The following is a 26,946-nucleotide window of genomic DNA, read 5'->3' as shown; positions in this document are numbered from 1 at the left end:
GCGTCGCATACCCTGTGGGGCGGCTTCAGCCGCGAAGCAGGCGCTGCGGTGGATGGCACCGGCTTCGCCGGTGTTCGCGGCTGAAGCCGCTCCTACAGGATCCCCGCCAAATACGAAAGCGGGTTGACCCGCGAAGCGGCCAGCGCAAGCGACGGAAACGACAAAACCCAGCGCCGAGGTAATCTGCACCGGGTTGAAATACGTATTTGAAAAATGGCAGGGGCGGCTGGATTCGAACCAACGCATGGCAGGATCAAAACCTGCTGCCTTACCGCTTGGCGACGCCCCTGTATCGGATGCAGCGTTAGCTGCTCTGACCATTCCAACTGAGTGACAACTGGGTTGTTGTCTTGGAATGCGCGGCACTTTAACAACAATCTTTCGACCTGTGAACCCCCTCAAGCAAAAAAAATGCTTTAAAACAGCAAGTTAGTGTTTGGAGGTGGTGAAAGGCAGCGCCGGGCGACCACCCGTCGGTTTTCCGCCGCTTCGCTTCAACACAATCGCATTCCGCCCTTCCAATCAGATAAGCAATCTGTATTGACCAAGGAGGACGCCATGCCTGTTTCCCACGACCTGTACCAGGACCTGCACTACCCCCGCGAAATCGTCCAGCAGCGGCGCCAGCAGGACAAGACCCTCGACCGCCTGCTCGACGAGTACATCGACATCGACAACCAAGTGCTGGCTGCCGAATCGATTTCGGCGGGCAACTTTCAGGATGACGACCTGCGCCAACTCAAGGAACGCCGCCTGACCGTCAAATACATGATCGAGCGCCAGCTGGAGCGCAAGGCATGACGTATCTGGCCAGGCGATAGATCCGCTGCATTTTTTCCATTAGTCAAACACGCAGAGCTCGGGCAAGCTGCAGCCTGCCATTCCTTCGCCCGAGGAGCTTCGCTTTTGTCTGCCTGGATCCCTTCACCGCTGCGCCAGCTCGGCCAGCGCCTGCGCACCGCTTCACCCACCCAGAGTGAACTGCTTACGTGGTTTGAAGATAAAGCACGAAGCCGCGGCTATCAGCTCAGCGATGGCCAGCGGCGGGTCATTCACAGCATGGCCGAGCAGCTTTCGCGTTTGCCGGGTGGCGAGCCGCGCAGCCTGTACCTGTACGGCTCGGTGGGCCGCGGCAAAAGCTGGCTGCTCGACGGTTTTTTCCAGGCCGTACCCGTCGACGCCAAACGGCGCCTGCACTTTCATGATTTCTTCGCCCGCCTGCACCAGGGCATGCACCGCCACCGGCTGCTGGACGATGCGCTGGGCGCGACCCTGGATGAGCTGCTGGGCGATTGCCAAGTGCTGTGCTTCGATGAATTCCATGTGCATGACATCGGTGATGCCATGCTGCTCACCCGCCTGTTCAACGCCTTGTTCGCACGCGGCATCTTCCTGCTGGTGACCTCCAACTACGCGCCAGAGGGGCTACTGCCAAACCCGCTGTACCACGAGCGCTTCCTGCCGGTGATTCGCCTGATCGAGGGGCGCATGGAGGTGCTCGAGGTAGGCGGTGACACGGACTTTCGCAGTTTGCCGGCCAACCGCGAGCACCAGCGGTTTACCCAGGGGCACTACGCCTGGCCGGGCGATGCGGCGCAGCGCCAGGCGCTGAATGTGCCGAACCCGCAGCCGATCATGCTGGAAGTGAACAAACGCAACGTGCGAGCGCTGAGCAGTGACGGCCGGCAGGTGATGTTCGCGTTCGATGACCTGTGCGAACAGCCCACCGCGGTGGTCGACTACCTGGTGCTTGCCGGGCAGTACGACGCATGGATCATCGATGGGCTGGATGACCTGTCGGAATGCTCACTGGCGGCGCAGCAGCGCTTCGTCAACCTGGTGGATGTGCTGTATGACCAGGACCGGCAGGTGACGGTGATCGGGCGTCGGCCGCTGGAGGACAGCCTGGGTGGGGCGATTGCCGACCTGATGCGTACGCGTAGCCGCTTGGGGCAGTTGCATCAGGTTGGGCCTGACAGCTTCGCTGGCTGAACAGGCCCCATCACGGGCGAGCCCGCCCCCACAAAGGCTGCGCCGCCCCTGTAGGAGCGGGCTTGCCTGCCAAGAGGCCAGCAAGGCCACCCATCAACCCGCCCGAGGCAAATCCGCCAGCACCGCCTCGATTTCCCCCAGCACCGCCGGGTCATCCAGCGTCGATGGCGGCACATACTCCTGCCCATCGGCGATCTTGCGCAGCACCGCGCGCAAGATCTTCCCGGAACGGGTCTTGGGCAGGCGCTTCACCAAGCGCACCCGGTTGAAACACGCCAGGGCGCCTATCTCCTCGCGCACACTGCCCACCAGTTCGACCAGCAGCTGCCCCTCGCTGATGCCCTCGCCATCCTTGAGCACCACCAGCGCCAGCGGCACCTGCCCCTTGATCTCGTCATGCACACCAACCACCGCGCACTCGGCCACTGCAGGGTGGCGCGCCACCAGGTCCTCCATCTCGCCCGTGGACAGGCGATGACCCGACACGTTTATCACATCATCGGTACGGCCCATGATGTAGACGAAACCTTCGTCATCCAGGTAGCCGCCATCGCCCGTATGGTAGTAACCGGGGTAGGTCCGCAGATACGCTTGCAGGTAACGTTCGTGGTCGCCCCACAAGGTCTGGCTACACCCGGGCGGCAGCGGCAGTGCGATGACAATGGCGCCCTGGTGGTTCGGGCCCAGCAAGTGCCCGTCGTCATCCAGCACGCGCACGTGGTAGCCCGGCACCGCACGGTTGCTCGACCCCGGCCGCGCCGCGCTGCCGTCCAGGCCCACGCAAGGCGCGGTGACCGGCCAGCCGGTTTCGGTCTGCCACCAGTGGTCGTGTACCGGTTTGCCAGTGACCCGCTCCAGCCATTCATGGGTGCTGGAGTCGAGTTTCTCCCCGGCCAGGAACAACTGGCGCAACGAGCTGAGGTCATGGTTATGGATCAGTGCGCCGTCCGGGTCTTCCTTGCGGATGGCGCGCATGGCGGTCGGCGCGCAGAACAACGCGTTGACCTTGTATTGTTCAACCACTCGCCAGTAGGCCGAAGCATCCGGCGTGCGGATCGGTTTGCCTTCATAGAACACCGTGGTGCAGCCGCTCATCAGCGGCCCGTAGACGATCAGCGAATGGCCCACCACCCAGCCGACATCGGATATGCCCCACCACACATCGCCGGCCTGCATGCCATAGATGTGGCGCATGGCATAACAGAGCGCCACCGCGTTGCCACCGTTTTCACGGACGATACCCTTGGGTTTGCCCGTGGTGCCGGAGGTATACATGATGTACAGCGGGTCAGCGGCAGCCAGCTCCACGGGGGGCACCGGCTCGGCACCCGTCAGCGCCTCCTGCCAGTCCAGGTCGCGGCCGGGCTGCAACTGGGCGTGGGCCTGGGGCCGCTGCAGCACCAGCACATGCCGGGGCTGGTGGCGGGCCAGTTGCAGGGCGCGATCGACCAGCGGCTTGTACTCGATCACTCGGTCGAACTCCAGGCCGCAGGATGCCGTCAGCAGCAGCGCTGGCCGCGCATCGTCGATACGCAGGGCCAGTTCATTGGCAGCGAAACCGCCAAACACCACCGAGTGCACCGCACCGATTCGCGCACAGGCAAGCATGGCCATGGCGGCCTGGGGCACCATCGGCATGTAGATGATTACCCCATCCCCTTTGCCTACCCCCAACTGGCGCAGCAAGCCGGCCAGGCGCGCCACTTCGTCACGCAGCTGGTAAAAGGTGAACGCCTGCTGCACGCCGGTTACCGGCGAGTCGTAGAGCAACGCCGCCTGCTCGCCACGGCCCAGCTCGATCTGCCGATCAAGGGCCAGGTAGCAACTGTTCAGGCGGCCATCGGCAAACCATTGGTGGGTGCCGTCGGGGTTTTCCTGCAGGGTCAGGGAAGGTTTGCGGTACCAGGCCAGGTGATCGGCCTGCTCGGCCCAGAAGGCGGCAGGGTCGGCAATGGAGTGGGCGTAGCTGTGCTGGTAAGTCATGTTGATGGCAACCCGGTACTTGTTGTTATTGAAGGGCGAATACTGAGTATGGACCGCCACGCCGCGCCCGCCATGGGACTAAAGTCACAACGCATATGCACATTTGCAGGGAGCGCGCAGGCGCCCCATAACAGTGCAAAGGCCGTAGAATAGGCGCCCCTTCAAGCCACAGAGCAGCCCATGGATATCGAGCAGGCCCGAACCTTTCTGGAAATCGTGCGTTGCGGCAGCCTGGTCGCCGCCGCAGAGCGCCTGTTCGTGTCGCAGACGGCAATCACCGCCCGCGTGCAACGCCTCGAGCAACAGCTCGGCTGCCAGCTGTTCGTGCGCAGCCGCAACGGCGCCAGCCTGACCAGCGACGGTGAAGCCTTCGTCAGCTATGCCAACCAGCTGGTACAAACGTGGGAAGCGGCGCGCCGCGACCTGCCGCTGCCTCAAGGCTGCCAGCAGGTGCTGCACGTGGGCGCCGAGGTGAGCCTGGGCAACCCGATGCTGCTCGACTGGGTCAGCGCCCTGCACCGCGAGCTACCCGGCCACGCCATCCGCAGCGAGGTGAGCGACGGTGAATCGCTGCTGCGCAAGGTGCAGATGGGCCTGCTGGACGCCGCGTTGGTGTACCAGCCTACCTACGGCCCGGGCCTGCAGGTGGAGCAGTTGATGGAAGAGAAGTTGATCCGCATACGCCGGGTCGATCAGCCCGAACCGTATATCTACATCGACTGGGGCGAGGCGTTCCGCCGCCAGCACGATGCTGCCCTGCCCGACTGCGCGCGCCCGGCGCTCAGTTTCAACCTCGGGCCGCTGGCCTTGCAGTTCATCCTCGACCAGGGCGGCAGCGGTTATTTCCGTACCCGCGTTGTGCAGGCGTACCTGGACAACGGCGTGTTCGAGCGGGTACCGCAAGCCCCGGAGTTCACCTACCCGACGTTCATGGTGTACCCCCGCGAGCGTGACAGCGAGGCCTTGCAACAGGCCTTCGCAGTGCTGCGCCGGCAGGTGGCTGCCGGCGCCAGCGATTGGTCACAACGCTGGGACCCGCTGATCTGAAACGCGCCCGGCATCGCTGAGCAACTGGCGCTTGAGGCCGGCAATCAGGTCGGTCTGGGTGATCACGCCAACCAGCTGCTCGCCGTCGAGTACCGGCAGGCAGTGCAGGCCTTGTTCGCACAGCAGCGGCAGCAAGCGCTCCAGCGGATGCTGGCTGCCGACACTGACCACTCGCCGGCTCATCACCTGCTCCATGCGTACCGCTTTGCGCCCGAACAGGTGCCGCCAGCTGAACTGGCCACGCTGCATGGCCGGGCCAACCAGGTCGCTGAGGCTGATGATGCCTACCAGCTTGCCCGCTTGCAGCACTGGCAAGGTTTTAAGGTGATGGCTGGCGAGCATCTTCCAGGCTTGTTCCAGGGTGGTGTCCGGCGAGGCGAACTGCACATCGCGGGACATCACCGAGGCTGCGGTGATGCCACCCAGGCTGCGCTGCAAGGCGTGCTGCTCGGTGGCCAGGATGATGCGCTCCAGCTCATCGCGGGTGACGTCGACGTACTCGCCGATCTCTTCCAGTGCCTGGTCCAGGTCTGCACCACTCACCCCGACCCGCTCGCTGGGCAACGGGTCATGGGTGTGATGCAGGTCTTTGCGCGGCGCCGCGCCCTTGGGGTAACGCACACCGGTCAGGCGGTTGTACACGACTGCCACCGCCACCAGGATCAACGCGTTGAGCAGCACTGGCTCAAGCAGGTGATCGCCCAGGGCCGTGAGCCCCGAGTCGGCCAGCACAGCGCTCACCGCCACGCCGCCACCCGGCGGGTGCAGGCAGCGCAACAGGCACATCACCAAGATCGAAATGCCCAGCGCCGCGGCGGCGACCCACAGCTGCGGGCCGAAGCCCTCGCGCATGGCCAGGCCCACAGCGCCGGCCAGGGCATAGCTGCCCAACACCGGCCACGGCTGAGCCAGCGGCCCGGAATGCACGGCGAACACCAGCACCGCCGATGCCGCCAGCGGGCCCAGCAGGTGCAGGGCAATGCCGGGGCCATAGACCATGCTGGTCAACCAACCGGCGAGGAACAGGCCAAGCAGTGCGCCGAGGCCAGCACGCAACCATTGTTTGGGGGGGATATTCAGGGGCGCCGGCAACAGCCGCTGCAGACGACTTTCGGAACGCAAGGCAGACATTGGAATAATCGTGTTCGTGTTTTTTTGATTAAAAAGAAAGCCCAGCCGGATTGGCCTGGGCCCTTAGGGGGGTTCCGTCCGTGGAGAGATGGAAACCGCAGGGTTTCGTGAGGAGATTGTGCCGGTAGGCGGTAGGCTTGGGCCAATTCAAAAAAATGCGGCTGAACTGCAATATTTTTGCAGTGCTGATACGCACGCTTGCCGAATCAACGCGGCTTGCGCGGCAGTTCGATGCTCACCCGCAAACCGCCCAGCGGGCTTTCCAGCAAGGCCAGGCGGCCGCCCCAGGCATCGACGATATCCCGCACGATACCCAACCCCAGGCCATGCCCCTCGACCTGCTCATCCAGACGCGACCCCCGCTCCAGCACCTGCAAGCGCTGGCTTTCAGGAATGCCTGGGCCATCGTCGTCGACCCACAACCGGTACCCGTCGGCAGTAGACACGATACCCAGCCGCACCTCGCTGTCCGCCCACTTGCAGGCGTTGTCCAGCAGGTTGCCGAGCAGCTCCAGCACGTCCTCGCGGTCCCACGGCAGCAGCAAGCCCGAAGGCACATCACGTTCGAGCAACAGGCCTTCGCCATGAATCATGCCCAAGGTGGCCAGCAACCCGGGCAACTCGGCATCACAGTCGAATTGCGCCCCAGGCAGCGCATCGCCGGCAAGCCGCGCCCGGTTCAACTCACGGGCCAGGCGTTGCTGGATCTGCTCCAGCTGCTCACGCAGTTGCGCACGCACCTCGGGCAAGTCCTTGAGACGCTCGCTGGACGCCAGGCTCAGCAGCACCGCCAGCGGCGTCTTCAGCGCATGGCCAAGGTTGCCCAACGCATTGCGCGAGCGGCGCAGGCTGTCTTCGGTATGGCTGAGCAAGTGGTTGATCTGCCCCACCAGCGGCGCCAGTTCATTGGGCACCTCGGCATCGAGTTGCGAGCGCTGGCCTTGCTGCAGCTGGGCGATCTGCTGGCGCGCACGCTCCAGCGGGCGCAGCGAGCGGGTGACGGTAATGCGCTGCAGCACCAGCACCAGGATCAACGCCACCAACCCCATGCCCAGGCCGATCTGCTGCAGGCGCCGGAAGCCCTCGCGCACAGGCGAATAGTCCTGGGCCACGCTGATCGAGATGTCCTGCCCCAAGCGCCGATAGTCAGCGCGCAAGGCAAGCAACTGCTGCCCTTCCGGGCCGAGTTCGTGGCTGTCGGAAAGCCCCGGCGCAGACGGCTTAGGCATATCCAGGTCCCACAGCGAGCGCGAACGCCAGGTGCCTTGGTCGAAATCGATGCGGAAGTAATAGCCGGAGAATGGCCGTTGATAGGCCGCGGAAATGCGCCGCTCATCCAGCTGCAAGCCAGACGGCCCACGCACCAGCGCCACCAGCAGGTTCTCGCTTTCCTTGCGCAGGCCGTTTTCCAGGTAGCGCTGCAAGCCGGCCTCGAACAGCCACAAAGTGAGCTGGGCGAGCACCACGCCCACTACCACCAGCACAGCCACCAGGCCCAGGCTCAGGCGCGCCTGGATCGACTTCACTCGGTGCTCCCGGCGTAGATGTAGCCTTGCCCGCGGCGGGTTTCGATGACGCTGCGGCCGAGCTTGCGGCGCAGGTGGTTGACGTGCACTTCAAGCACATTTGAGTCGCGCTCGGTTTCGCCGTCGTACAGGTGCTCGGCCAGGTGGCTTTTGGACAGGATCTGCTGCGGGTGCAGCATGAAATAACGCAACAGGCGAAACTCGGCGGCAGTCAGCTGAATGTCTACCCCCTCGCGGCTCACGCACTGACGGCTTTCATCCAGGTGCAGGCCGGCAGCTTCGAGCCTGGGCTGGTTGGCCAAGCCCCGAGCGCGGCGCAGCAAGGCCTGGATGCGCAGTTGCAGCTCCTCCGGGTGGAACGGCTTGCTCAGGTAATCATCGGCACCGGCCTTGAGGCCCTCGATGCGCTCGGCCCAAGAGCCGCGTGCGGTGAGGATCAGCACCGGCGTGGCCAGGCCGCCTGCACGCCACTGCGCCAGCACTTCCAGCCCCGGCAACCCAGGCAGGCCGAGGTCAAGGATGATCAGGTCGTAGGGCTCACTCTGGCCCTGGTACACCGCATCACGGCCATCGGCCAACCAGTCCACGGCATAGCCCTGGCGCTGCAGGCCGGCGATCAACTCGTCAGCCAGGGGTACGTTGTCCTCGACAAGCAACAGGCGCATTCAGTCGTCTTCCTCGTCTTTGAGCAGGGCGCCGGTACTGGCGTCGAGCTTGATCTCGCGCACCACCCCTTGCGGGGTCAACAGCTCGACTTCGTATTCGTAGCGATCATCGTCTTCTTCCAGCTCTGCCTCCAGCAGACGCGCCCCGGGGTGGCGCCCCAGGGCGGTCTCGAGCAGTTGTTCGAGCGGCAGGATGATGCCCTTCTGGCGCAGCTTCAGGGCTTCATCCTGGTCCAGGTCGCGGGCCGCGGCCAGGGAGCAGACGGCCAGCAGCGATAATGCCAGGTAACGCGCCGGCCGGGATAAGTGGATCATCAGCGGTCCTGTTCGTCCTTCAGTACTTCACCGGTCTTGGCATCCAGATCGACGTCCCACTCAGCGTTCTGCTGGTCACGCAGCTCGACCTTGTAGATGTAGCGGCCGTACTCGTTTTCCAGCTCTGAATCGGTGACGGTGGCGCCTGGGTGCTTGGCTACGGCGGCGGCCTTGAGCTCATCCAGCGACTTGATGGTCTTGGCGTTGACCAGCTTGACCACTTCGTCAGGCTGGACGTCTTTGGCCAGGGCAACGTTGGCACCCAAAGCAAGCGCAGCGGCAGTGAACAGGGCAGTCAAAGTTTTCATGGGGTCTCTCCATCGAGATGTGTAATTTGTCTACGGGGTTAAGATTATCCACCGGTCCTTAACTCAACCTGAAAACAACTGGCGCCATGATAGCGCAGGTAAACTGCGTTGCCTGCTTCGCCGGCAAGCCCGCGCCTACAACCCTCCGAGAGCCCCATGAGCGCTATCCATATCAAATTTCCCGCCCTGACCTTCAAGGCCGGCCAGCGTGCCCTGCAGCAAATCCGTGAACGCGGCCTGCAGGCAGCTGATGTGGGTGTGCTGCCGGGTGCGGCAGGTGGGCCGAAGCCCTTGGGCATCCAGGGCCTGGACCTTGCACTGTTCGGTGACTGGCTGCCTTCGGCGCCACGCCAGCGGGCCTTGATCGGGGCCTCGATCGGCTCATGGCGCTTCGCCAGCGCCTGCCTTGAAGACCCGGTCGAAGGCCTGCGGCGCCTGGGCGAGCTATATACCGAACAGGATTTCGCCAAGGGCGTCACGCCCGCCGAAATCAGCCGCAGCTGCCAACGCATGCTCGACGACCTGCTGCAGGGCCGCGACGGGCAGATCCTCGCCAACCCGCACTATCGCCTGAATATTCTGGTGGTCAAAAGCCATGGCCAACTGGCCCACGACCATCGCGGCCGCCTGGGCATGGGCCTGGGTTCGGTGATCGCCAGCAACCTGCTGGGCCGCGCGCGCCTGGCCCGGCATTTCGAACGCATCATCCTGCACGACGCGCGCGCTGCGCCGCCGCTCGAGGCACTCACCGACTTCCCATCACGTTGCTTGCCATTGGCCCTGGGCAACCTGCGCCATGCCCTGCTGGCGTCCGGCTCGATCCCGATGGTGATGGAAGGCGTGCGTGACATTCCAGGCGTTGGCAGCGGCACTTACCGCGACGGCGGCTTGCTCGACTACCACCTCGACTTGCCCTACCGCGGCGACGACCTGGTGCTCTACCCGCATTTCACCGACAAGGTGGTGCCCGGCTGGTTTGACAAGGCCCTGCCCTGGCGCAGGGGCGACGCCACGCGCCTGCAGAACGTGCTGCTGCTGACGCCGTCGCCGCAGTACCTGGCCGCCCTGCCCTTCGGCAAGCTGCCCGACCGCAACGACTTCAAGCGCTTCATGGGCGATGCCGCCAGCCGCAAGCGCTACTGGTACAAAGCCATTGCCGAGAGCCAGCGCTTGGGCGACGAGTTGCTGGAGCTGATCGCCACCGGGCGGTTGCATGAACGCCTGCAAGCCTTGTAACGGCCATGCTGGTAGACTGCGCGCATTACTGATTCACGCAGAGTTAGAAAAGTGGAAATCTTCAAGGAATTTACATTCGAATCGGCCCACCGCCTGCCCCACGTCCCGGCTGGCCACAAATGTGGCCGCCTGCACGGCCACTCGTTCAAGGTCGGCCTGCACCTGACCGGCCCGCTCGACCCGCACACCGGCTGGATACGTGACTTCTCCGAAATCAAGGCGATCTTCAAGCCGATCTATGAGCAGCTGGACCATAACTACCTGAACGATATCCCTGGCCTGGAAAACCCTACCAGCGAAGTGATCGCCAAGTGGATCTGGGACCAGGTCAAGCCGCTGCTGCCGGAGCTGTCGAAGGTGCGTATTCATGAAACCTGCACCAGCGGCTGCGAATACAGCGGCGATTGATTAGCTCATCATTCCGGGCTTTTAGGTGAATAGGGCCGCTTGAGAATCAACAGGCTTACCCGACCCGGCCGACCGCGGGCGCCCGTGTAAAGATATGGGCGCCCGCTTTGCAGGCGCAGCGTGACCGGATTGTCGTCATTATCGCTCAGCTCGAGATTGGAGATGCGCTCGCCTTCAACGAAGTCGTGCAGATCGCGCCCCTTGATCTGCCACAGGTCTTCGCCGATGTAGATCACCCACTCCGGCACTTTGAAAACGCCACTGTACATGCCCATGTAGCCCACCAGATCGGTGTCCAGGTACCAGGACAGAGGCATAGGCTGCGCTTCCAGGTTGGGGCTGATCGGCCTGACCTGGAAGTAGTACTTGCCATTTTTTTCATAAGCGCCGAACCAGAAAGTGTCAAACAGCAGACCCGGCGCTCGGGCCTTGAGGGGTGACCATGGAATCAGCGAACCGTCCTTGCTCTCTGCCCGCAGGTAACCGTCCTCACCATCCTCGCTGTCGAACCTGACCCAGATCGGCTTCAGCAAATGAGTGGATTGATTCCAGTCGAAAGGGTGGATATAGGCGCCATCGACATGCCACCACCATTTACCGATGAAAGAGAGTTTTGGCTCGTAGCCGTAGTAAATTGCCATGTTCGCACACCCGCTCCGCATTGAAAGCCGCAGCTTGGGCCAGCCAGCCCTTAGTGGGCAGGGGCAAGGATTACCGCAGTGTGTCCAGCAAAAAGGCAGGGGCTATATAGCGCTGGTAATGCGCCTCGGACAACAGGAAGAATTCGCGGTCGATGGCATCGCGCAACTGCGGCAGGTCCCAGTCGCGGAATTCAGGCATCAAGGCCATCCCATAGGCCTCCAGGTCGCGAATCATCCGCGCCCCGCGGGCAATCAGCTGATACGCCCAGCAGTATTCGGACTGCTGCTCGACAAAACGGATCGAACGCTGCTGCAGCTGCTGGCGCAGCAAGCCTTTGTCGAACACTTCCAGCTTGGCCATCATCACCTGCGCCAGAAGCTGCTCCAGGCGCAGCCACACAGCGCGCTTCTGCGCCTCGTCATAGCCATTCCAGTGGATCACTTCATGGTGGAAACGCTTGCAGCCACGGCATACCGTGTCTCCATACACCGTGGAGCAAAGGCCGACGCAAGGGGTCTTGATGGATTGGTTGGACATGGAAAAACAACGGCTTGGCGGCGGAACACAGGCCCATGTTAGCCCTTTGTCTAACCACGGTCACTCGTTAAAGTCATGTTCGCCGCCTTACCTTCCGCGACAATTTGCCGTAGAATCATCCCGCCTTTTCAAGGCAACAATGTCCGTTGGAAGCTGTTTTCAAAGCGTCACGAGCACAGTTAATCCGGTAGAACGGCGTTGGCCCGGGCCATGCACCCTCGCATGCCCGCGCCAGCCCTCATCAGCTCCCCGTTCTGCAGGCGTAAAACTTTGAAAGCAGCTTCTGTAAGGATTCTCTGCGACCCTGGCTGGGCGGCCCAAGAAGCCGTCATTGCGCATGGGTGCAGAGAATGCTGGATGAGCGTCCCGGACTCCCTTTAGGGACCACTGATGAGGGTAATAACTGTGCTTGAAGCCTACCGCAAACACATCGAAGAGCGTGCCGCCCTGGGTATCGTGCCCCAGCCGCTGAACGCCGAACAAACTGCAGGCCTGGTCGAGCTGCTGAAAAACCCGCCAGCCGGCGAAGAAGCCTTCCTCGTAGACCTGATCACCAACCGCGTACCACCAGGGGTCGACGAAGCTGCCTACGTAAAGGCCGCTTTCCTCTCCGCCGTGGCCAAGGGCGAAGCCAAGTCCCCGCTGATCGACCGCAAGCTCGCCACCGAGCTGCTGGGCACCATGCAGGGCGGCTACAACATCGAAACGCTGGTCGCGCTGCTGGATGACGCCGAACTGGGCGCCGTCGCGGCCGAAAAGCTCAAGCACACCCTGCTGATGTTCGATGCCTTCCACGACGTGGCCGAAAAAGCCAAGGCGGGCAACGTCCACGCCAAGGCCGTGCTGGAATCCTGGGCTGCTGGCGAGTGGTTCACCTCGCGCCCTGCCATCGCCGACAAGTACACCCTGACCGTGTTCAAGGTGCCTGGCGAAACCAACACCGACGACCTGTCCCCTGCGCCAGACGCCTGGTCGCGCCCTGACATCCCGCTGCACGCCCTGGCCATGCTGAAAATGGCCCGCGACGGCATCGAACCAGAGCAACCAGGCTCGGTCGGCCCACTGAAGCAGATCGAAGCGGTAAGGGCCAAAGGCTTCCCGGTCGCCTACGTCGGTGACGTGGTCGGTACCGGTTCGTCGCGTAAATCCGCCACCAACTCGGTGCTGTGGTTCTTCGGCGACGACATCCCGTACGTGCCGAACAAGCGCGCCGGCGGTTTCTGCTTCGGCCCCAAGATCGCCCCGATCTTCTACAACACCATGGAAGACGCCGGCGCCCTGCCGATCGAATTCGACTGCACCAACCTGGCCATGGGCGACGTCATCGACGTGTACCCGTACAAAGGTGAAGTGCGCCGCCATGGCAGCGATGAGCTGGTCACCCACTTCGAACTGAAAACCGAAGTGCTGCTGGACGAAGTCCGCGCTGGTGGTCGTATCCCGCTGATCGTTGGCCGTGGCCTGACCGAAAAAGCCCGCGCCGAGCTGGGCCTGGGCCCTGTCGATCTGTTCAAGAAACCGGAGCAGCCTGCCGCTTCGACCAAGGGCTTCACCCTGGCGCAGAAGATGGTCGGCCGTGCATGCGGCCTGCCTGAAGGCCAAGGCGTGCGCCCAGGTGCCTACTGCGAGCCGAAGATGACCACCGTCGGCTCCCAGGACACCACTGGCCCGATGACCCGCGACGAGCTGAAAGACCTGGCGTGCCTGGGCTTCTCTGCAGACCTGGTGATGCAGTCGTTCTGCCACACCGCAGCCTATCCGAAGCCGATCGACGTCACCACCCACCACACCCTGCCAGACTTCATCCGCACCCGTGGCGGCGTGTCGCTGCGCCCAGGCGACGGCATCATCCACAGCTGGCTGAACCGCATGCTGATGCCGGACACCGTCGGTACCGGTGGTGACTCGCACACCCGCTTCCCGATCGGCATCTCGTTCCCGGCCGGTTCCGGCCTGGTGGCCTTCGCTGCCGCCACCGGCGTCATGCCGCTGGACATGCCAGAGTCGATCCTGGTGCGCTTCAAGGGCAAACTGCAACCGGGCATCACCTTGCGTGACCTGGTACATGCCATCCCTTACTACGCCATCCAGAAGGGCCTGCTGACCGTCGAGAAGAAGGGCAAGAAAAACGCCTTCTCCGGCCGCATCCTGGAAATCGAAGGCCTGGACGAACTGACCGTCGAGCAAGCATTCGAGCTGTCCGACGCCTCGGCCGAGCGTTCCGCTGCCGGCTGCACCATCAAGCTGCCGGAAAAGGCCATCGCCGAGTACCTGCAGTCCAACATCACCCTGCTGCGCTGGATGATCGGCGAAGGCTACGGCGACCCACGTACCCTGGAGCGTCGCGCCCAGGCCATGGAAGCCTGGCTGGCCAACCCTGAGCTGCTGTCGGCCGACGCCGATGCCGAGTACGCTGAAATCATCGAAATCGACCTGGCCGACGTCAAGGAGCCTGTGCTCTGCGCGCCGAACGACCCGGACGATGCCCGCCTGCTGTCTTCGGTACAGGGCGAGAAGATCGACGAAGTGTTCATCGGTTCGTGCATGACCAACATCGGCCACTTCCGCGCGGCTGGCAAGCTGCTGGAGAAGGTCAAGGGTGGCATCCCTACCCGTCTGTGGCTGGCTCCGCCAACCAAGATGGACGCTCACCAGCTGACCGAAGAAGGCTACTACGGCATCTACGGCAAGGCCGGTGCGCGCATGGAAATGCCAGGCTGCTCGCTGTGCATGGGTAACCAGGCACGTGTGCAGACCGGTTCGACCGTGGTTTCCACTTCGACCCGTAACTTCCCGAACCGCCTGGGCGACGCGACCAACGTGTACCTGGCATCGGCCGAGCTGGCTGCTGTCGCTTCGATCATCGGCAAGCTGCCGACCGTCGAAGAGTACATGCAGTACGCCAAAGACATCGACAGCATGGCTGCCGACGTCTACCGCTACCTGAGCTTCGACCAGATCGCCGAGTTCCGCGAGGCTGCGGCCAACGCCAAGATCCCGGTTGTTCAAGCGTAAGTAGCCGTAAGCTGTGAAAAAACCCCGGCAGAGATGCTGGGGTTTTTTTATTACTCTTTCAGGCGTCTTCGCGGGGCAAGCCCGCTCCCACAGCCGTGTCGTGGGAGCGGGCTTGCCCCGCGAAGACGCCGGCCAACGCAACCTCAAATCACAAACAAGTCCACAAACCGGTGCACCGCCGTAGACTCGAGTTTCTGCTGGTCCGTGCACAGTTCGAAGATCTGCTGACAGCGCTGCCGCGCAAACCGCGTCGCCAGGTTCTCCCTGAACTTCGCCTCCAATAGCGGGATGCCCTCCCCGCGCCGGCGCCGGTGCCCAACCGGGTACTCCACCACCACCTGCTCGGTGCTGCTGCCATCCTTGAAAAACACCTGCAAACCATTGGCGATGGAGCGCTTGTCCGCCTCCAAATATTCACGGGTGAACCGCAGGTCCTCGACCACTTCCATTTTTTCGCGCAAGCGGTCGATGCTCGGGTGGGCCGCGTGAAAAGCGTCCTCGTAATGCTCTGCCACCAGGTAACCGAAAATCAGTGGCACCGCCACCATGTATTGCAGGCAATGGTCGCGATCGGCGGCGTTGGCCAACGCACCGACCTTGGAGATGATGCGGATCGCCGACTCCTGGGTGGTGATGATGATGCGGTCGACTTCATGCAGGCGATTGCGCACCTGCGGGTGCAGGCTGACCGCAGCCTCGCAGGCAGTCTGGGCGTGGAACTCCGCCGCGAAGCTGACCTTGAACAACACGTTTTCCATCACGTAGCTGGCCAAGGGTTGCGGCAGCTTTAGTGTTTGTTGGGCCGAGGGCTTAAGCGCCAGGTCCTTGTTGGTGTGGCTGAAGGACACGTCGTAAAACCCCCACTGCGGCGCCGTCAGCACGCCAGGCACCCCCATCTCGCCCCGCAGCGCGATATCGGCCAGGCGCACTCCCCGGCTCGAAGCATCACCTGCAGCCCAGGACTTGCGCGAGCCGGCATTCGGCGCATGGCGGTAGGTGCGCAGCGCCTGGCCATCGACGAAGGCATGGGACAAGGCCGAGAGCAGTTGTTCGCGGTTGGCGCCCATCAGCTTGGCGCACACCGCGGTAGACGCCACCTTGACCAGCACTACGTGGTCGAGGCCCACACGGTTGAATGAATTTTCCAGCGCCAGCACGCCCTGAATCTCATGCGCCATGACCATGGCTTCGAGCACTTCGCGCATCAGCAGCGGGGCTTCACCGTTTGCCACGTGCTTTTGCGAAAGGTGATCGGCCACCGCCAGGATGCCGCCCAGGTTATCCGAAGGGTGGGCCCACTCGGCGGCCAGCCAGGTGTCGTTGTAATCCAGCCAGCGTACCGTGCAGCCAATGTCCCAGGCAGCCTTGACCGGGTCCAGGCGGTAGCTGGTGCCAGGCACGCGGGCACCATTGGGCACCACGGTGCCTTCCACCAGCGGCCCAAGGTGCTTGGTGCATTCAGGGAAGCGCAGGGCCAGCAGGCCGCAGCCCAGGGTGTCCATCAGGCAGTTGCGCGCAGTGTCCAGCGCTTCGGGCGACTCCACCCGGTAGCTGAGCACATAGTCGGCAAGGGTTTGCAGCACCTGGTCGTAGTCAGGGCGCTCGTTCAGGTCTACGTTGGCGCTCATATGCAGCTCCTGTGAATTCAGGGCCGCAAGCGGCCCCACTCATCCAAAGCCAAGCGCCAGTGGTGCCTCAGAAGCTATCGCCAGGCACCCTCACCCAGCCTTCCATCAGCACGCGAGCACTACGGCTCATGATTGCCTTGGTCACCGTCCATTCACCCTTAACCTGGCGAGCCTCGGCGCCAACCCGCAGCGTGCCGGAGGGATGACCAAAGCGCACGGCACTGCGCTCGCCCCCGCCTGCAGCGAGGTTGACCAGTGTGCCAGGGATGGCAGCAGCGGTACCGATGGCCACAGCGGCGGTGCCCATCATCGCGTGGTGCAGCTTGCCCATGGACAATGCGCGCACCAGCAGGTCGATGTCAGCCACCGCAACCGCCTTGCCACTGGACGCAGTGTAGGTGCTTGGCGGCGCAACGAAAGCCACCTTCGGCGTGTGCTGACGCCCGGCAGCCTGGTCGACATGCTCGATCAGGCCCATGCGCACGGCGCCGTAGGCACGGATGGTCTCGAAGCGCGTCAGCGCCTGGGCATCACCGTTGATGGCGTCCTGCAGTTCGGTGCCGGTGTAACCGATATCGGCGGCATTGACGAAAATGGTCGGGATACCGGCATTGATCAGGGTGGCCTTGAACGTGCCGATGCCAGGCACCTCCAGGTCATCCACCAGGTTACCGGTGGGGAACATCGCCCCGCCGCCACCGTCTTCGTCGGCGGCTGGGTCAAGGAACTCAAGCTGCACTTCAGCCGCCGGGAACGTCACACCGTCGAGCTCGAAGTCGCCGGTTTCCTGCACCTCACCTTCGGTGATCGGCACGTGGGCGATGATGGTCTTGCCGATGTTGGCCTGCCAGATGCGCACGGTGGCCACGCCATTGCGCGGAATGCGCGCCGGGTCGACCAGGCCGCTGCTGATGGCGAACGAGCCAACGGCAGCGGACAGGTTGCCGCAGTTGCCACTCCAGTCGACAAAGGCCTTGTCGATGGCGACCTGGCCGAACAGGTAGTCAACGTCGTGTTCGGGCTTGCTGCTGGGCGAGAGGATCACAGCTTTGCTGGTGCTGGAGGTGGCGCCACCCATGCCGTCGATCTGCTTGGCGTAGGGGTCGGGGCTGCCGATGACGCGCAGCAGCAGTGCATCGCGGGCCGGGCCGGGGGCCTGGGCCTGTTCGGGGAGATCCTGCAGGCGGAAAAACACGCCTTTGCTGGTGCCGCCGCGGATGTAGGTGGCGGGGATCTTGATTTGGGGTGCGTGTGCCATTGCTGTGCTGTCCTGTTAGAAAGTGCAATATGCCTTGGGGCCGCTGCGCGGCCCATCGCCGGCAAGCCAGCTCCTACACCTGCAGCGTCGTTTCGAAGCTTGCGCCGCACCTGTAGGAGCCGGCTTGCCGGCGATGGGCTGCGAAGCAGCCCTAACCACTCAGGCCGATGCTTCGAGGAAGTCCTGGGCAAAGCGCTGAAGCACCCCACCCGCCTCGTAGATCGACACTTCCTCGGCGGTATCCAGCCGGCAGGTCACCGGCACCTCGACCCGCTCACCATTACGGCGGGTCACCACCAACGTCAGCGTTGCACGTGGCTTGCGCTCACCGAGCACGTCATAGGTTTCGCTGCCATCCAGGCCCAGGGTCTTGCGATCGGTACCCGCCTGGAACTCCAGCGGCAGCACGCCCATGCCCACCAGGTTGGTGCGGTGAATGCGCTCGAAGCCCTCGGCCACGATCGCCTCGACACCCGCCAGGCGCACGCCCTTGGCCGCCCAGTCGCGGGATGAACCCTGACCGTAGTCGGCACCGGCAACGATGATCAGCGGCTGCTTGCGCTGCATGTAGGTTTCGATGGCTTCCCACATGCGGGTTACCTTGCCTTCCGGCTCGATGCGCGCCAGCGAGCCCTGCTTCACGCTGCCGTCGTCCTTGCGCACCATTTCGTTGAACAGCTTGGGGTTGGCGAAGGTGGCACGCTGCGCGGTCAGGTGGTCACCGCGGTGGGTGGCGTAGGAGTTGAAGTCTTCTTCCGGCAGGCCCATTTTCGCCAGGTATTCGCCAGCGGCGCTGTCGAGCATGATGGCGTTGGAGGGCGACAGGTGGTCGGTGGTGATGTTGTCCGGCAGCACCGCCAGCGGGCGCATGCCGCGCAGGCTGCGCTCACCGGCCAAGGCCCCCTCCCAGTAAGGTGGGCGGCGGATGTAGGTGCTCATCGGGCGCCAGTCGTACAGCGGTGCGACTTTCGGGCCACGGTCTTCTTCGATGGCGAACATCGGGATGTAGACCTTGCGGAACTGCTCCGGCTTGACCGCGGCGCGCACCACCGCGTCGATCTCTTCATCGCTCGGCCAGATGTCCTTCAGGCGGATTTCCTTGCCATCGACCACGCCCAGCACATCCTTCTCGATGTCGAAGCGGATGGTGCCGGCGATGGCATAGGCCACCACCAGCGGCGGCGATGCGAGGAACGCCTGCTTGGCGTACGGGTGGATGCGCCCGTCAAAGTTGCGATTGCCCGATAGCACGGCGGTCGCGTACAGGTCGCGGTCGATGATCTCCTGCTGGATCACCGGGTCCAGCGCACCGGACATGCCGTTGCAGGTGGTGCAGGCGAACGCGACGATGCCGAAGCCCAGTTGCTCCAGCTCTTTTTCCAGGCCGGCTTCTTCAAGGTACAGCTGCACAGCCTTGGAGCCCGGCGCCAGCGACGACTTGACCCACGGTTTGCGGGCCAGGCCGAGCTTGTTGGCGTTGCGCGCCAGCAGGCCGGCGGCAATCACGTTGCGCGGGTTGCTGGTGTTGGTGCAGCTGGTAATGGCGGCGATGATCACCGCGCCGTCCGGCATCTGCCCCGGCACGTCTTCCCATGCGCCGGCAATGCCCTTGGCCGCCAAGTCGCTGGTCGCCACCCGGGCGTGTGGGTTGGACGGCCCGGCCATGTTGCGCACCACGCTCGACAGGTCGAAGTGCAGCACCCGCTCGTACTCGGCGTTGGCCAGGGCGTCAGCCCACAGGCCGGTGGCCTTGGCGTAGGTTTCCACCAGGTTGACCTGCCGTTCTTCACGGCCGGTCAGCTTGAGGTAGTCGATGGTCTGCTGGTCGATGGCGAACATCGCCGCAGTGGCGCCATATTCCGGCGCCATGTTGGAGATGGTCGCGCGGTCGCCGAGGGTCAGGGCACGCGCGCCTTCGCCGTAGAATTCGAGGTAGGCACCCACCACCTTCTGCTTGCGCAGGAACTCGGTCAGGGCCAGCACCAGGTCGGTGGCGGTGATGTTAGGCGCCAGCTTGCCGCCCAGCTCGACGCCGACGATTTCCGGCAGGCGCATCCACGAGGCGCGGCCCAGCATGACGTTTTCAGCTTCAAGGCCGCCTACGCCAATGGCGATTACACCCAGGGCGTCGACGTGCGGGGTGTGGCTGTCGGTGCCGACACAGGTGTCGGGGTAGGCAACGCCACGGTCGCTGTGGATCACCGGCGACATTTTCTCCAGGTTGATCTGGTGCATGATGCCGTTGCCGGGCTGGATCACGTCGACGTTCTTGAACGCTTTCTTGGTCCAGTTGATGAAGTGGAAGCGGTCCTCATTGCGACGGTCTTCGATGGCGCGGTTCTTGTCGAACGCCTGCGGATCGAAACCACCGCACTCAACGGCCAGCGAATGGTCGACGATCAACTGCACCGGCACCACCGGGTTGACTGCGGCCGGGTCACCGCCTTTGTCGGCGATGGCATCACGCAGGCCGGCAAGGTCCACCAGGGCGGTCTGGCCGAGGATGTCGTGGCACACCACGCGGGCCGGGAACCAGGGGAAGTCGAGGTCGCGCTTGCGCTCGATCAGCTGGCCCAGCGAGGCATCGAGGGTTGCCGGGTCGCAGCGGCGCACCAGGTTTTCGGCCAGCACGCGGGAGGTGTACGGCAGGCTGTCGTAGGCGCCGGGTTTGATTGCCTCGACCGCGGCGCGGGCGTCGAAATAGTCCAGGGCGGTGCCTGGCAGGGCTTTGCGGTATGCGGTGTTCATATAGTTATCGGGCTCGGTCACGGTAATCGGTGGCAGTTCGGGCCATTGGGGGCGCTAAGCCCCCCTTCCCGACACAAGGCCGCTCCCACATGGGTACGGCCCTGGATCGCGAAGGCCTCCAACTTAGCGCTGCTCGATTGGCACGAACTGGCGCTGTTCGACGCCGACATACTCGGCGCTCGGGCGGATGATGCGGTTGTTGGCGCGCTGCTCGAACACATGCGCCGCCCAGCCGGTCAGGCGCGAGCAGACGAAGATCGGGGTAAACAGCTTGGTCGGGATGCCCATGAAGTGGTACGCCGAGGCATGGTAGAAATCGGCGTTGGGGAACAGGCGCTTCTGCTCCCACATGGTCTTGTCGATGGCCTCGGAAACCGGGTACAGCACCTTGTCACCCACCTCGTCGGCCAGCTGCTTCGACCAGCCCTTGATCACCTCGTTGCGCGGGTCGGACTCTTTGTAGATGGCATGGCCAAAGCCCATGATCTTGTCCTTGCGCTCAAGCATGCGCAGCAGCTCGGCGGTAGCCTCCTGCGGGGACTGGAAGCGCTCGATCAGCTCCATCGCCGCCTCGTTGGCGCCGCCGTGCAGTGGGCCGCGCAGCGAACCGATGGCGGCCGTGACACAGGAGTACAGGTCGGACAGGGTCGAGGCGCAAACGCGGGCAGTGAAAGTCGAAGCGTTGAACTCGTGCTCGGCGTAGAGGATCAAGGATACGTTCATCACCTTGACGTGCAGTTCACTTGGCTTCTTGCCGTGCAGCAGATGCAGGAAGTGGCCGCCAAGGGTGTCTTCGTCGCTGGTGCAGTCGATGCGCACACCGTGGTGGGTGAAGCGGTACCAGTAGCACATCACCGCCGGGAACAGGGCGAGCAGGCGGTCGGTCTTGTCGCGTTGGGCCTCGAAGGTCAGCTCCGGCTCCAGGGTACCCAGCACCGAGCAGCCGGTGCGCATCACGTCCATCGGGTGGGCGTCGCGCGGTATGCGCTCAAGCACTTCCTTCAGGGCCTGGGGCAGGTCGCGCAGGCCTTTGAGCTTGTGCTTGTAGTCAGCCAGCTCGGCCTGGGTCGGCAGCTCGCCGTACAGCAGCAGGTAGGCGACCTCTTCAAATTCGGCTGCAGCCGCCAGGTCGCGCACGTCATAACCCCGGTAAGTCAGGCCGGCACCGGCCTGGCCGACGGTCGACAGTGCGGTCTGGCCGGCCACCTGGCCACGCAGGCCTGCGCCACTGAGTACTTTTGCTTCGGCCATGGTGTTTCTCCTTTCTTGAATTTGTTATGGATATCTTTCTGGCTAATTCGGGGTGCCTGTACCAGCCCTGTCGCCGCAAGCCGGCTCCCACACTCAAGCTTGGCGCTGTAGCTGTGGGAGCCGGCTTGCCGGCGATGAGGCCAGCATTGGCTCAACCTTTTTTCTGCGCAAACAGCGCATCGAGGCTCTGTTCGAACGCGTGGTAACCAATGGCATCGTAGAGCTCCATGCGGGTCTGCATGGTGTCGATCACGTTCTTCTGCGTGCCGTCGCGGCGCAGCGCGGTGTAGACATTCTCGGCTGCCTTGTTCATGGCGCGGAAGGCCGACAGTGGGTACAGCACCAGCGACACATCGACCGCCGCGAGCTCTTCGGTGGTGTACAGCGGCGTGGCACCGAATTCGGTGATGTTGGCCAGGATAGGCGCCTTCACCCGGTCGGCGAAGGTCTTGTACATCGAGAGTTCAGTGATGGCTTCCGGGAAAATCATGTCGGCACCGGCCTCGATGCAGGCGGCGGCGCGGTCCAGCGCGGCATTCAGGCCTTCGACGGCCAGGGCATCGGTACGCGCCATGATCACGAAGCTGTCATCGGTACGGGCATCCACCGCCGCCTTGATCCGGTCGACCATCTCCTGCTGGCTGACAATCTCCTTGTTTGGCCGGTGGCCACAACGCTTGGCGCCTACCTGGTCTTCGATGTGGATGGCGGCAGCGCCGAACTTGCACATGGAGCGCACGGTACGCGCAACGTTGAAGGCCGAGGCGCCAAAGCCGGTGTCGACGTCCACCAGCAGCGGCAGGTCGCAGACGTCGGTGATGCGGCGCACGTCGGTCAGTACGTCATCAAGGCCGGTGATGCCCAGGTCCGGCAGGCCCAGGGAGCCTGCCGCGACACCGCCCCCAGACAGGTAGATGGCCTTGAAGCCGGCGCGCTTGGCCAGCAGCGCATGGTTGGCGTTGATCGCACCAACCACTTGCAGGGGGTGTTCGGCGGCAACGGCGTCGCGGAAACGCTGACCGGGGGTGCTCTTCACAGTCATTTCTCACCTCGTGGGCTATTGTTGTTGGCGTCCAGATAGTGACGCTCGATATTGCGCTTGGACGCGCCGATGTGGCGGCGCATCAGGAGTTCGGCCAGCTCGCCGTCACGATCAGCGATGGCATCGAGAATACGGTGGTGCTCGGCAAACGCCTGGCGCGGGCGGTTGGGCGTGGCGGAGAACTGTATGCGGTACATGCGCACCAGCTGGTAGAGCTCGCCGCAGAGCATCTTGACCAGGGTCTGGTTGCCGCTGCCCTGGATAATCCGGTAATGGAAGTCGTAGTCGCCCTCTTGCTGGTAATAGCCCAGCCCGGCCTGGAACGCGGCGTCGCGCTCGTGGGTATCGAGCACCCGGCGCAGCTCGTCGATGTCGCCCTGGCTCATGCGCTCGGCGGCCAGGCGGCACGCCATGCCTTCCAGTGATTCGCGAATTTCGTACAGCTCGATCAGCTCGGCATGGTTCAGCGACACCACGCGGGCCCCCACATGCGGCACCCGTACCAGCAGGCGCTGGCCCTCCAGGCGGTGGATGGCCTCGCGCAGCGGGCCGCGGCTGATGCCATAAGTGCGCGCCAGTTCCGGCTCGGAGATCTTGCTGCCTGGGGCGATCTCACCCTTGACGATGGCCGCCTGGATACGCCGGAAGACATTCTCGGACAAGGTTTCCGTTTCGTCTGCCATAGCAGGGCTGGGGTTGCTGAGGTCCAGCATATTGTCGACACCTTGCTAATCACATGAGCAGAAACTAGCGAATACCGCGCTTCCCGTCAAAGACAAAATGAACATTGTCGACAATCGTCTAAGAACGAACTAACCCGCTGCGCGCGCTGTCTGATCGCGATGCGCTGGCGTCAAGACATCGGCGTGATAGAATGCCGCGCCTCCAACGGAGTATGGATAGCGTATCTGTCATTTATTCATGTTGTTGACAGATGAACCGAGGAAGCTTGCGCAGTACCTGCCAGTCGCCTTGCCCCGAATCTTGCACAGCACCGCGCCAGGACTATGAGACTCACACCCGTTTTATTGCTGTTATGCCTCACCCTGCTGCCGGCCCTTGGCCAGGCGGCGGGCAAGACCGTATACGGTCTCAACGAATACGCCCGCCTTGGCGACCTGGACCTCGAGGTGGCCGCCAAGCTCGACACCGGCGCCAAGACCGCGTCCTTGAGTGCCCGCGACATCAAGCGCTTCAAGCGCAACGGTGAGAGCTGGGTGCGCTTCTACCTGGCCATCGACGCCGCCCATTCGCACCCGATCGAACGCCCGCTGGCCAGGGTCAGCAAGATCAAGCGCCGCGCCAGCGACTATGATTCGGAATCGGGCAAGGCCTATACCGCCCGGCCGGTCATCGAACTCGAAATCTGCATGGGCCAGGCCTTGCGCACCATCGAAGTCAACCTCACCGACCGCAGCGCGTTCCAGTTCCCGCTGCTGATCGGTTCCGAGGCGCTCAAGCACTTCGACGCGCTGGTCGACCCAAGCCTTAAATACGCGGCCGGCAAACCTGCCTGTGCCACCGACGCTCCTAAAGCAGAGTAATCCCGATGCGCTCTCTTACCCTCCATCTGAAAGTCCTGATCACCGTCCTGGTGTTGCTGGGCGTGGCGGTCACGGCTTATCAGATCTTCTTCCTCGGCATCCCGGTGACCGAGGATGAAACCGACGACCTGTGGAACATCGACGCCAAGGTCGAGTTCGTCGCCAGCACCAAGGACCCGGTCAAGGTACAGATGTTCGTGCCGCCGCTGAACCGTGACTACGTCAGCCTCAACGAGAGCTTCATCTCCAACAACTACGGGGTCAGCGTCAACCGGGCCGATGGCAACCGCAAGGTGACCTGGTCGGCCCGCCGCGCCAGCGGCAACCAGACCCTCTACTACCGCCTGGTGCTGACCAAGCGGTACAGCAACGAAAAGACTACCGTCAAAGGCCCGACCTTCCGTGACAGCCTGGCGGTCGAAGGCCCCGAGAAGATCGCTGCCGAAGCCCTGATGGCGCCTATCCGCCAGCATTCGGCCGACGTCGAAACCTTTGTCAGCGAGACCATCAAGCGGGTCAACAACCTCAACGACGACAACGTCAAGCTGCTGCTGGCCGGCGACACTTCGTCGATGAAAAAAGCCCAGGTCATCGACCTGCTGCTGTCGATTGCCCACGTGCCGATGGAGAAAGTCCACACCATCCGCCTGGTCGCCGATACGCCGCAAACCCCTGAGCTGTGGCTGCGCAGCTTCAACGGCAACGACTGGCTGTACTTCAACCCGGACACCGGCGAGCAGGGCCTGCCCAGCGACCGCCTGCTGTGGTGGACTGGTGACGATAACCTGATCACCGTCGATGGCGGCAAGAAAGCCAACGTCACCTTCAGCATGAACAACAGCGAGATGAACGCCATCCGCCTGGCCAAGCTGACCGACGAGAACACCGACGCCGACTTCCTCGAATACTCGCTGTACGGCTTGCCGCTGCAGACCCAGCAGACCTTCATGATCATGGTGATGATCCCGATCGGCGTGCTGGTGATCCTGGTGCTGCGCAACCTGATCGGCATCCAGACGCTGGGCACGTTCACCCCCGTTCTGATCGCCCTGGCCTTCCGTGAGACGCAACTGGGCTTCGGCATCGTGTTGTTCACGGTGATCACGGCGTTGGGCCTGTCGTTACGTTCCTACCTCGAGCACCTCAAACTGCAGATGCTGCCACGCCTGTCGGTGGTGCTGACCTTCGTCGTGGTCCTCATTGCCGCCATCAGCCTGTTCAGCCACAAGCTGGGCCTGGAGCGCGGCCTGTCGGTGGCGCTGTTCCCGATGGTGATTCTGACCATGACCATCGAACGCCTGTCGATCACCTGGGAAGAACGTGGCGGCGGCCATGCCATGAAAGTGGCCATCGGCACCCTGTTCGCTGCGTCGCTCGCGCACCTGCTGATGATGGTGCCGGAGCTGGTGTACTTCGTCTTCACCTTCCCGGCGGTGCTGCTGATTCTGGTGGGCTTCATGCTGGCGATGGGCCGTTACCGCGGCTACCGCCTGACCGAGCTGGTGCGCTTCAAGGCATTCCTGAAGAAGGCTGACGCCTGATGTTTGGCCTGATCAAGACGTGGAAAGCCCTGGAGGCCCGGGGCATCATGGGGATCAACCGGCGCAACGCGGACTATGTACTGAAGTACAACAAGCGCAGCCTGTACCCGATCGTCGACGACAAGATCATCACTAAGGAGCGCGCACTGGCCGCCGGCATTCACGTGCCGGAAATGTACGGCGTGATCGAGACCGAGAAGCAGATCGACAAGCTTCACGAGATCATCGGTGGGCGCAACGACTTCGTCATCAAGCCGGCCCAAGGCGCCGGCGGTGACGGCATTCTGGTGATTGCCGACCGCTTCGAGGATCGTTACCGCACCGTCTCGGGCAAGATCATCAGCCACGAGGAAATCGAGCACCAGGTCTCGAGCATCCTCACCGGCCTGTACTCGCTGGGCGGGCACCGCGACCGCGCGCTGATCGAATACCGGGTAACCCCCGATCAGATCTTCAAGAGCATCAGTTACGAAGGCGTGCCGGATATCCGCATCATCGTGCTGATGGGCTACCCGGTCATGGCCATGCTGCGCCTGCCGACCCGCCAGTCCGGCGGCAAGGCCAACCTGCACCAAGGCGCCATCGGCGTGGGTGTGGACCTGGCCACTGGCGTGACCCTGCGCGGCACCTGGCTGAACAACATCATCAGCAAGCACCCGGACACCACCAATGCGGTGGACGGCGTGCAACTGCCGAACTGGGACGGCTTCATGAAGCTGGCAGCCGGCTGCTATGAGCTGTGCGGCCTGGGCTACATCGGCGTGGACATGGTGCTGGACCAGGACAAAGGGCCGCTGATTCTCGAACTCAACGCCCGCCCCGGCCTGAACATCCAGATCGCCAACGACACTGGGCTGACCCAGCGCACCCATGCCATCGAAGCGCACATCGAGGCGCTGGCCAAAGAGGGTGTGACCGAGGATGCCGAGCAGCGCGTACGCGTGACACAGAGCCTGTTCGGCCACGTGCATCCGCGCTGAGCCAGTAACGACGGGGCCCGCTTCGCGGGGCAAGCCCGCTCCCACAGGTACAGTGTTGCGCTCAAGGGGCACGCTGTAGCTGTGGGAGCGGGCTTGCCCCGCGAATGGGCTGCAAAGCAGCCCCGGGCCGCAACCCAATGGTTGAATGT

Annotated in this window: 23 protein-coding genes and 1 tRNA gene; 9 read left to right on the top strand and 15 right to left on the bottom strand. The window is 63.4% G+C overall.

Features of this window, described 5'->3' with window-relative positions; all coding sequences use genetic code 11:
* Nucleotides 1-214: 214 nt before the first annotated feature.
* Nucleotides 215-289 (bottom strand) — tRNA-Gln (locus ACFY68_RS20580).
* 269 nt (nt 290-558) lie between these two features.
* Here ACFY68_RS20580 and ACFY68_RS20575 point away from each other — a divergent pair.
* Together ACFY68_RS20575 and zapE are read left to right on the top strand one after the other, a co-directional pair.
* Complete coding sequence (locus ACFY68_RS20575; protein ID WP_387531037.1) at nt 559-801, top strand: hypothetical protein; 243 nt, start codon at nt 559-561, stop codon at nt 799-801.
* A 105-nt stretch (nt 802-906) separates the two neighbouring features.
* Entirely contained in the window at nt 907-1,992 is a 1,086-nt protein-coding gene (gene zapE, locus ACFY68_RS20570; protein ID WP_387531034.1) for a cell division protein ZapE, read from the top strand.
* A gap of 93 nt (nt 1,993-2,085) precedes the next feature.
* Here zapE and ACFY68_RS20565 read toward each other — a convergent pair whose 3' ends face one another.
* The gene (locus tag ACFY68_RS20565) at nt 2,086-3,975 is read right to left on the bottom strand and encodes a propionyl-CoA synthetase (protein WP_387531161.1); all 1,890 of its coding nucleotides are present in this window, start codon (nt 3,973-3,975) and stop codon (nt 2,086-2,088) included.
* Between the two features lie 180 nt (nt 3,976-4,155).
* Here ACFY68_RS20565 and ACFY68_RS20560 point away from each other — a divergent pair, with 180 nt between their 5' ends.
* Nucleotides 4,156-5,022, top strand: a complete 867-nt coding sequence (locus tag ACFY68_RS20560) for a LysR family transcriptional regulator (RefSeq protein ID WP_387531031.1) — start codon at nt 4,156-4,158, stop codon at nt 5,020-5,022.
* Here ACFY68_RS20560 and ACFY68_RS20555 read toward each other — a convergent pair.
* From ACFY68_RS20555 to ACFY68_RS20535, 5 genes are all read right to left on the bottom strand, one after another.
* Nucleotides 4,996-6,153: an HPP family protein gene (locus ACFY68_RS20555; RefSeq protein WP_387531028.1), complete on the bottom strand. Its 1,158-nt coding sequence runs from the start codon at nt 6,151-6,153 to the stop codon at nt 4,996-4,998. The genes ACFY68_RS20560 and ACFY68_RS20555 overlap by 27 nt on opposite strands.
* A gap of 206 nt (nt 6,154-6,359) precedes the next feature.
* Entirely contained in the window at nt 6,360-7,679 is a 1,320-nt protein-coding gene (locus ACFY68_RS20550) for a sensor histidine kinase (protein ID WP_387531025.1), read from the bottom strand.
* Nucleotides 7,676-8,344 carry a response regulator transcription factor gene (locus ACFY68_RS20545; RefSeq protein WP_387531023.1) on the bottom strand — a complete coding sequence of 223 codons (669 nt, stop codon included), beginning with the start codon at nt 8,342-8,344 and terminating at the stop codon, nt 7,676-7,678. The genes ACFY68_RS20550 and ACFY68_RS20545 overlap by 4 nt, the downstream gene beginning before the upstream one ends.
* Nucleotides 8,345-8,659: a PepSY domain-containing protein gene (locus tag ACFY68_RS20540; RefSeq protein WP_387531020.1), complete on the bottom strand. Its 315-nt coding sequence runs from the start codon at nt 8,657-8,659 to the stop codon at nt 8,345-8,347.
* Entirely contained in the window at nt 8,659-8,967 is a 309-nt protein-coding gene (locus tag ACFY68_RS20535; RefSeq protein ID WP_387531017.1) for a PepSY domain-containing protein, read from the bottom strand. The genes ACFY68_RS20540 and ACFY68_RS20535 overlap by 1 nt, the downstream gene beginning before the upstream one ends.
* 156 nt (nt 8,968-9,123) lie before the next feature.
* Here ACFY68_RS20535 and ACFY68_RS20530 point away from each other — a divergent pair, with 156 nt between their 5' ends.
* Nucleotides 9,124-10,203, top strand: coding sequence for a patatin-like phospholipase family protein (locus ACFY68_RS20530; RefSeq protein ID WP_387531014.1), 1,080 nt, complete (start codon nt 9,124-9,126; stop codon nt 10,201-10,203).
* Between the two features lie 51 nt (nt 10,204-10,254).
* On the top strand, nt 10,255-10,611 hold the full coding sequence (queD, locus tag ACFY68_RS20525; RefSeq protein WP_056800268.1) for a 6-carboxytetrahydropterin synthase QueD: 357 nt from the start codon (nt 10,255-10,257) through the stop codon (nt 10,609-10,611).
* A gap of 8 nt (nt 10,612-10,619) precedes the next feature.
* Here the strand turns inward: queD and ACFY68_RS20520 are convergent, their stop codons facing one another.
* Both ACFY68_RS20520 and ACFY68_RS20515 read right to left on the bottom strand, forming a co-directional pair.
* Nucleotides 10,620-11,252 carry a hypothetical protein gene (locus ACFY68_RS20520; RefSeq protein WP_387531010.1) on the bottom strand — a complete coding sequence of 211 codons (633 nt, stop codon included), beginning with the start codon at nt 11,250-11,252 and terminating at the stop codon, nt 10,620-10,622.
* A 70-nt stretch (nt 11,253-11,322) separates the two neighbouring features.
* On the bottom strand, nt 11,323-11,790 hold the full coding sequence (locus ACFY68_RS20515) for a DUF1289 domain-containing protein (RefSeq protein ID WP_387531007.1): 468 nt from the start codon (nt 11,788-11,790) through the stop codon (nt 11,323-11,325).
* Between the two features lie 405 nt (nt 11,791-12,195).
* Between ACFY68_RS20515 and acnB the strand changes: the two genes are divergently transcribed.
* Nucleotides 12,196-14,805: a bifunctional aconitate hydratase 2/2-methylisocitrate dehydratase gene (gene acnB, locus ACFY68_RS20510; RefSeq protein WP_387531158.1), complete on the top strand. Its 2,610-nt coding sequence runs from the start codon at nt 12,196-12,198 to the stop codon at nt 14,803-14,805.
* A gap of 143 nt (nt 14,806-14,948) precedes the next feature.
* Here acnB and prpD read toward each other — a convergent pair whose 3' ends face one another.
* From prpD to ACFY68_RS20480, 6 genes are all read right to left on the bottom strand, one after another.
* Nucleotides 14,949-16,433: a 2-methylcitrate dehydratase gene (gene prpD, locus ACFY68_RS20505; protein ID WP_387531004.1), complete on the bottom strand. Its 1,485-nt coding sequence runs from the start codon at nt 16,431-16,433 to the stop codon at nt 14,949-14,951.
* A 67-nt stretch (nt 16,434-16,500) separates the two neighbouring features.
* A complete protein-coding gene (gene prpF / locus ACFY68_RS20500; RefSeq protein WP_387531001.1) occupies nt 16,501-17,691 on the bottom strand; it encodes a 2-methylaconitate cis-trans isomerase PrpF in 1,191 nt (396 codons plus the stop codon).
* 159 nt (nt 17,692-17,850) lie between these two features.
* Nucleotides 17,851-20,439 (bottom strand): Fe/S-dependent 2-methylisocitrate dehydratase AcnD, encoded by a 2,589-nt coding sequence (acnD, locus tag ACFY68_RS20495; protein WP_387530998.1) that lies wholly within the window; start codon nt 20,437-20,439, stop codon nt 17,851-17,853.
* Between the two features lie 123 nt (nt 20,440-20,562).
* Nucleotides 20,563-21,690: a 2-methylcitrate synthase gene (gene prpC, locus ACFY68_RS20490; RefSeq protein ID WP_346615461.1), complete on the bottom strand. Its 1,128-nt coding sequence runs from the start codon at nt 21,688-21,690 to the stop codon at nt 20,563-20,565.
* Between the two features lie 151 nt (nt 21,691-21,841).
* On the bottom strand, nt 21,842-22,732 hold the full coding sequence (prpB, locus tag ACFY68_RS20485) for a methylisocitrate lyase (protein WP_346615460.1): 891 nt from the start codon (nt 22,730-22,732) through the stop codon (nt 21,842-21,844).
* Nucleotides 22,729-23,445: a GntR family transcriptional regulator gene (locus ACFY68_RS20480; protein WP_387530994.1), complete on the bottom strand. Its 717-nt coding sequence runs from the start codon at nt 23,443-23,445 to the stop codon at nt 22,729-22,731. Before ACFY68_RS20480 ends, prpB begins: the two co-directional genes overlap by 4 nt.
* A gap of 294 nt (nt 23,446-23,739) precedes the next feature.
* On the opposite strand from ACFY68_RS20480, the gene ACFY68_RS20475 reads away from it, so the two are divergent.
* From ACFY68_RS20475 to ACFY68_RS20465, 3 genes are read left to right on the top strand one after another with little or no spacing between them, the layout of a single operon-like run.
* The gene (locus tag ACFY68_RS20475; RefSeq protein ID WP_387530991.1) at nt 23,740-24,276 is read left to right on the top strand and encodes an ATP-dependent zinc protease; all 537 of its coding nucleotides are present in this window, start codon (nt 23,740-23,742) and stop codon (nt 24,274-24,276) included.
* Nucleotides 24,277-24,281: 5 nt separating this feature from the next.
* Nucleotides 24,282-25,817 (top strand): inactive transglutaminase family protein, encoded by a 1,536-nt coding sequence (locus ACFY68_RS20470; RefSeq protein ID WP_387530988.1) that lies wholly within the window; start codon nt 24,282-24,284, stop codon nt 25,815-25,817.
* On the top strand, nt 25,817-26,797 hold the full coding sequence (locus ACFY68_RS20465) for an alpha-L-glutamate ligase-like protein (RefSeq protein ID WP_346615456.1): 981 nt from the start codon (nt 25,817-25,819) through the stop codon (nt 26,795-26,797). The genes ACFY68_RS20470 and ACFY68_RS20465 overlap by 1 nt, the downstream gene beginning before the upstream one ends.
* Nucleotides 26,798-26,946 lie beyond the last annotated feature (149 nt).

The organism is Pseudomonas sp. NPDC012596, from assembly GCF_042902325.1.
GTDB lineage: Bacteria > Pseudomonadota > Gammaproteobacteria > Pseudomonadales > Pseudomonadaceae > Aquipseudomonas.
Note: the sequence above shows the minus strand (reverse complement) of the source record. Positions and strands in the feature narration are given on the sequence as shown.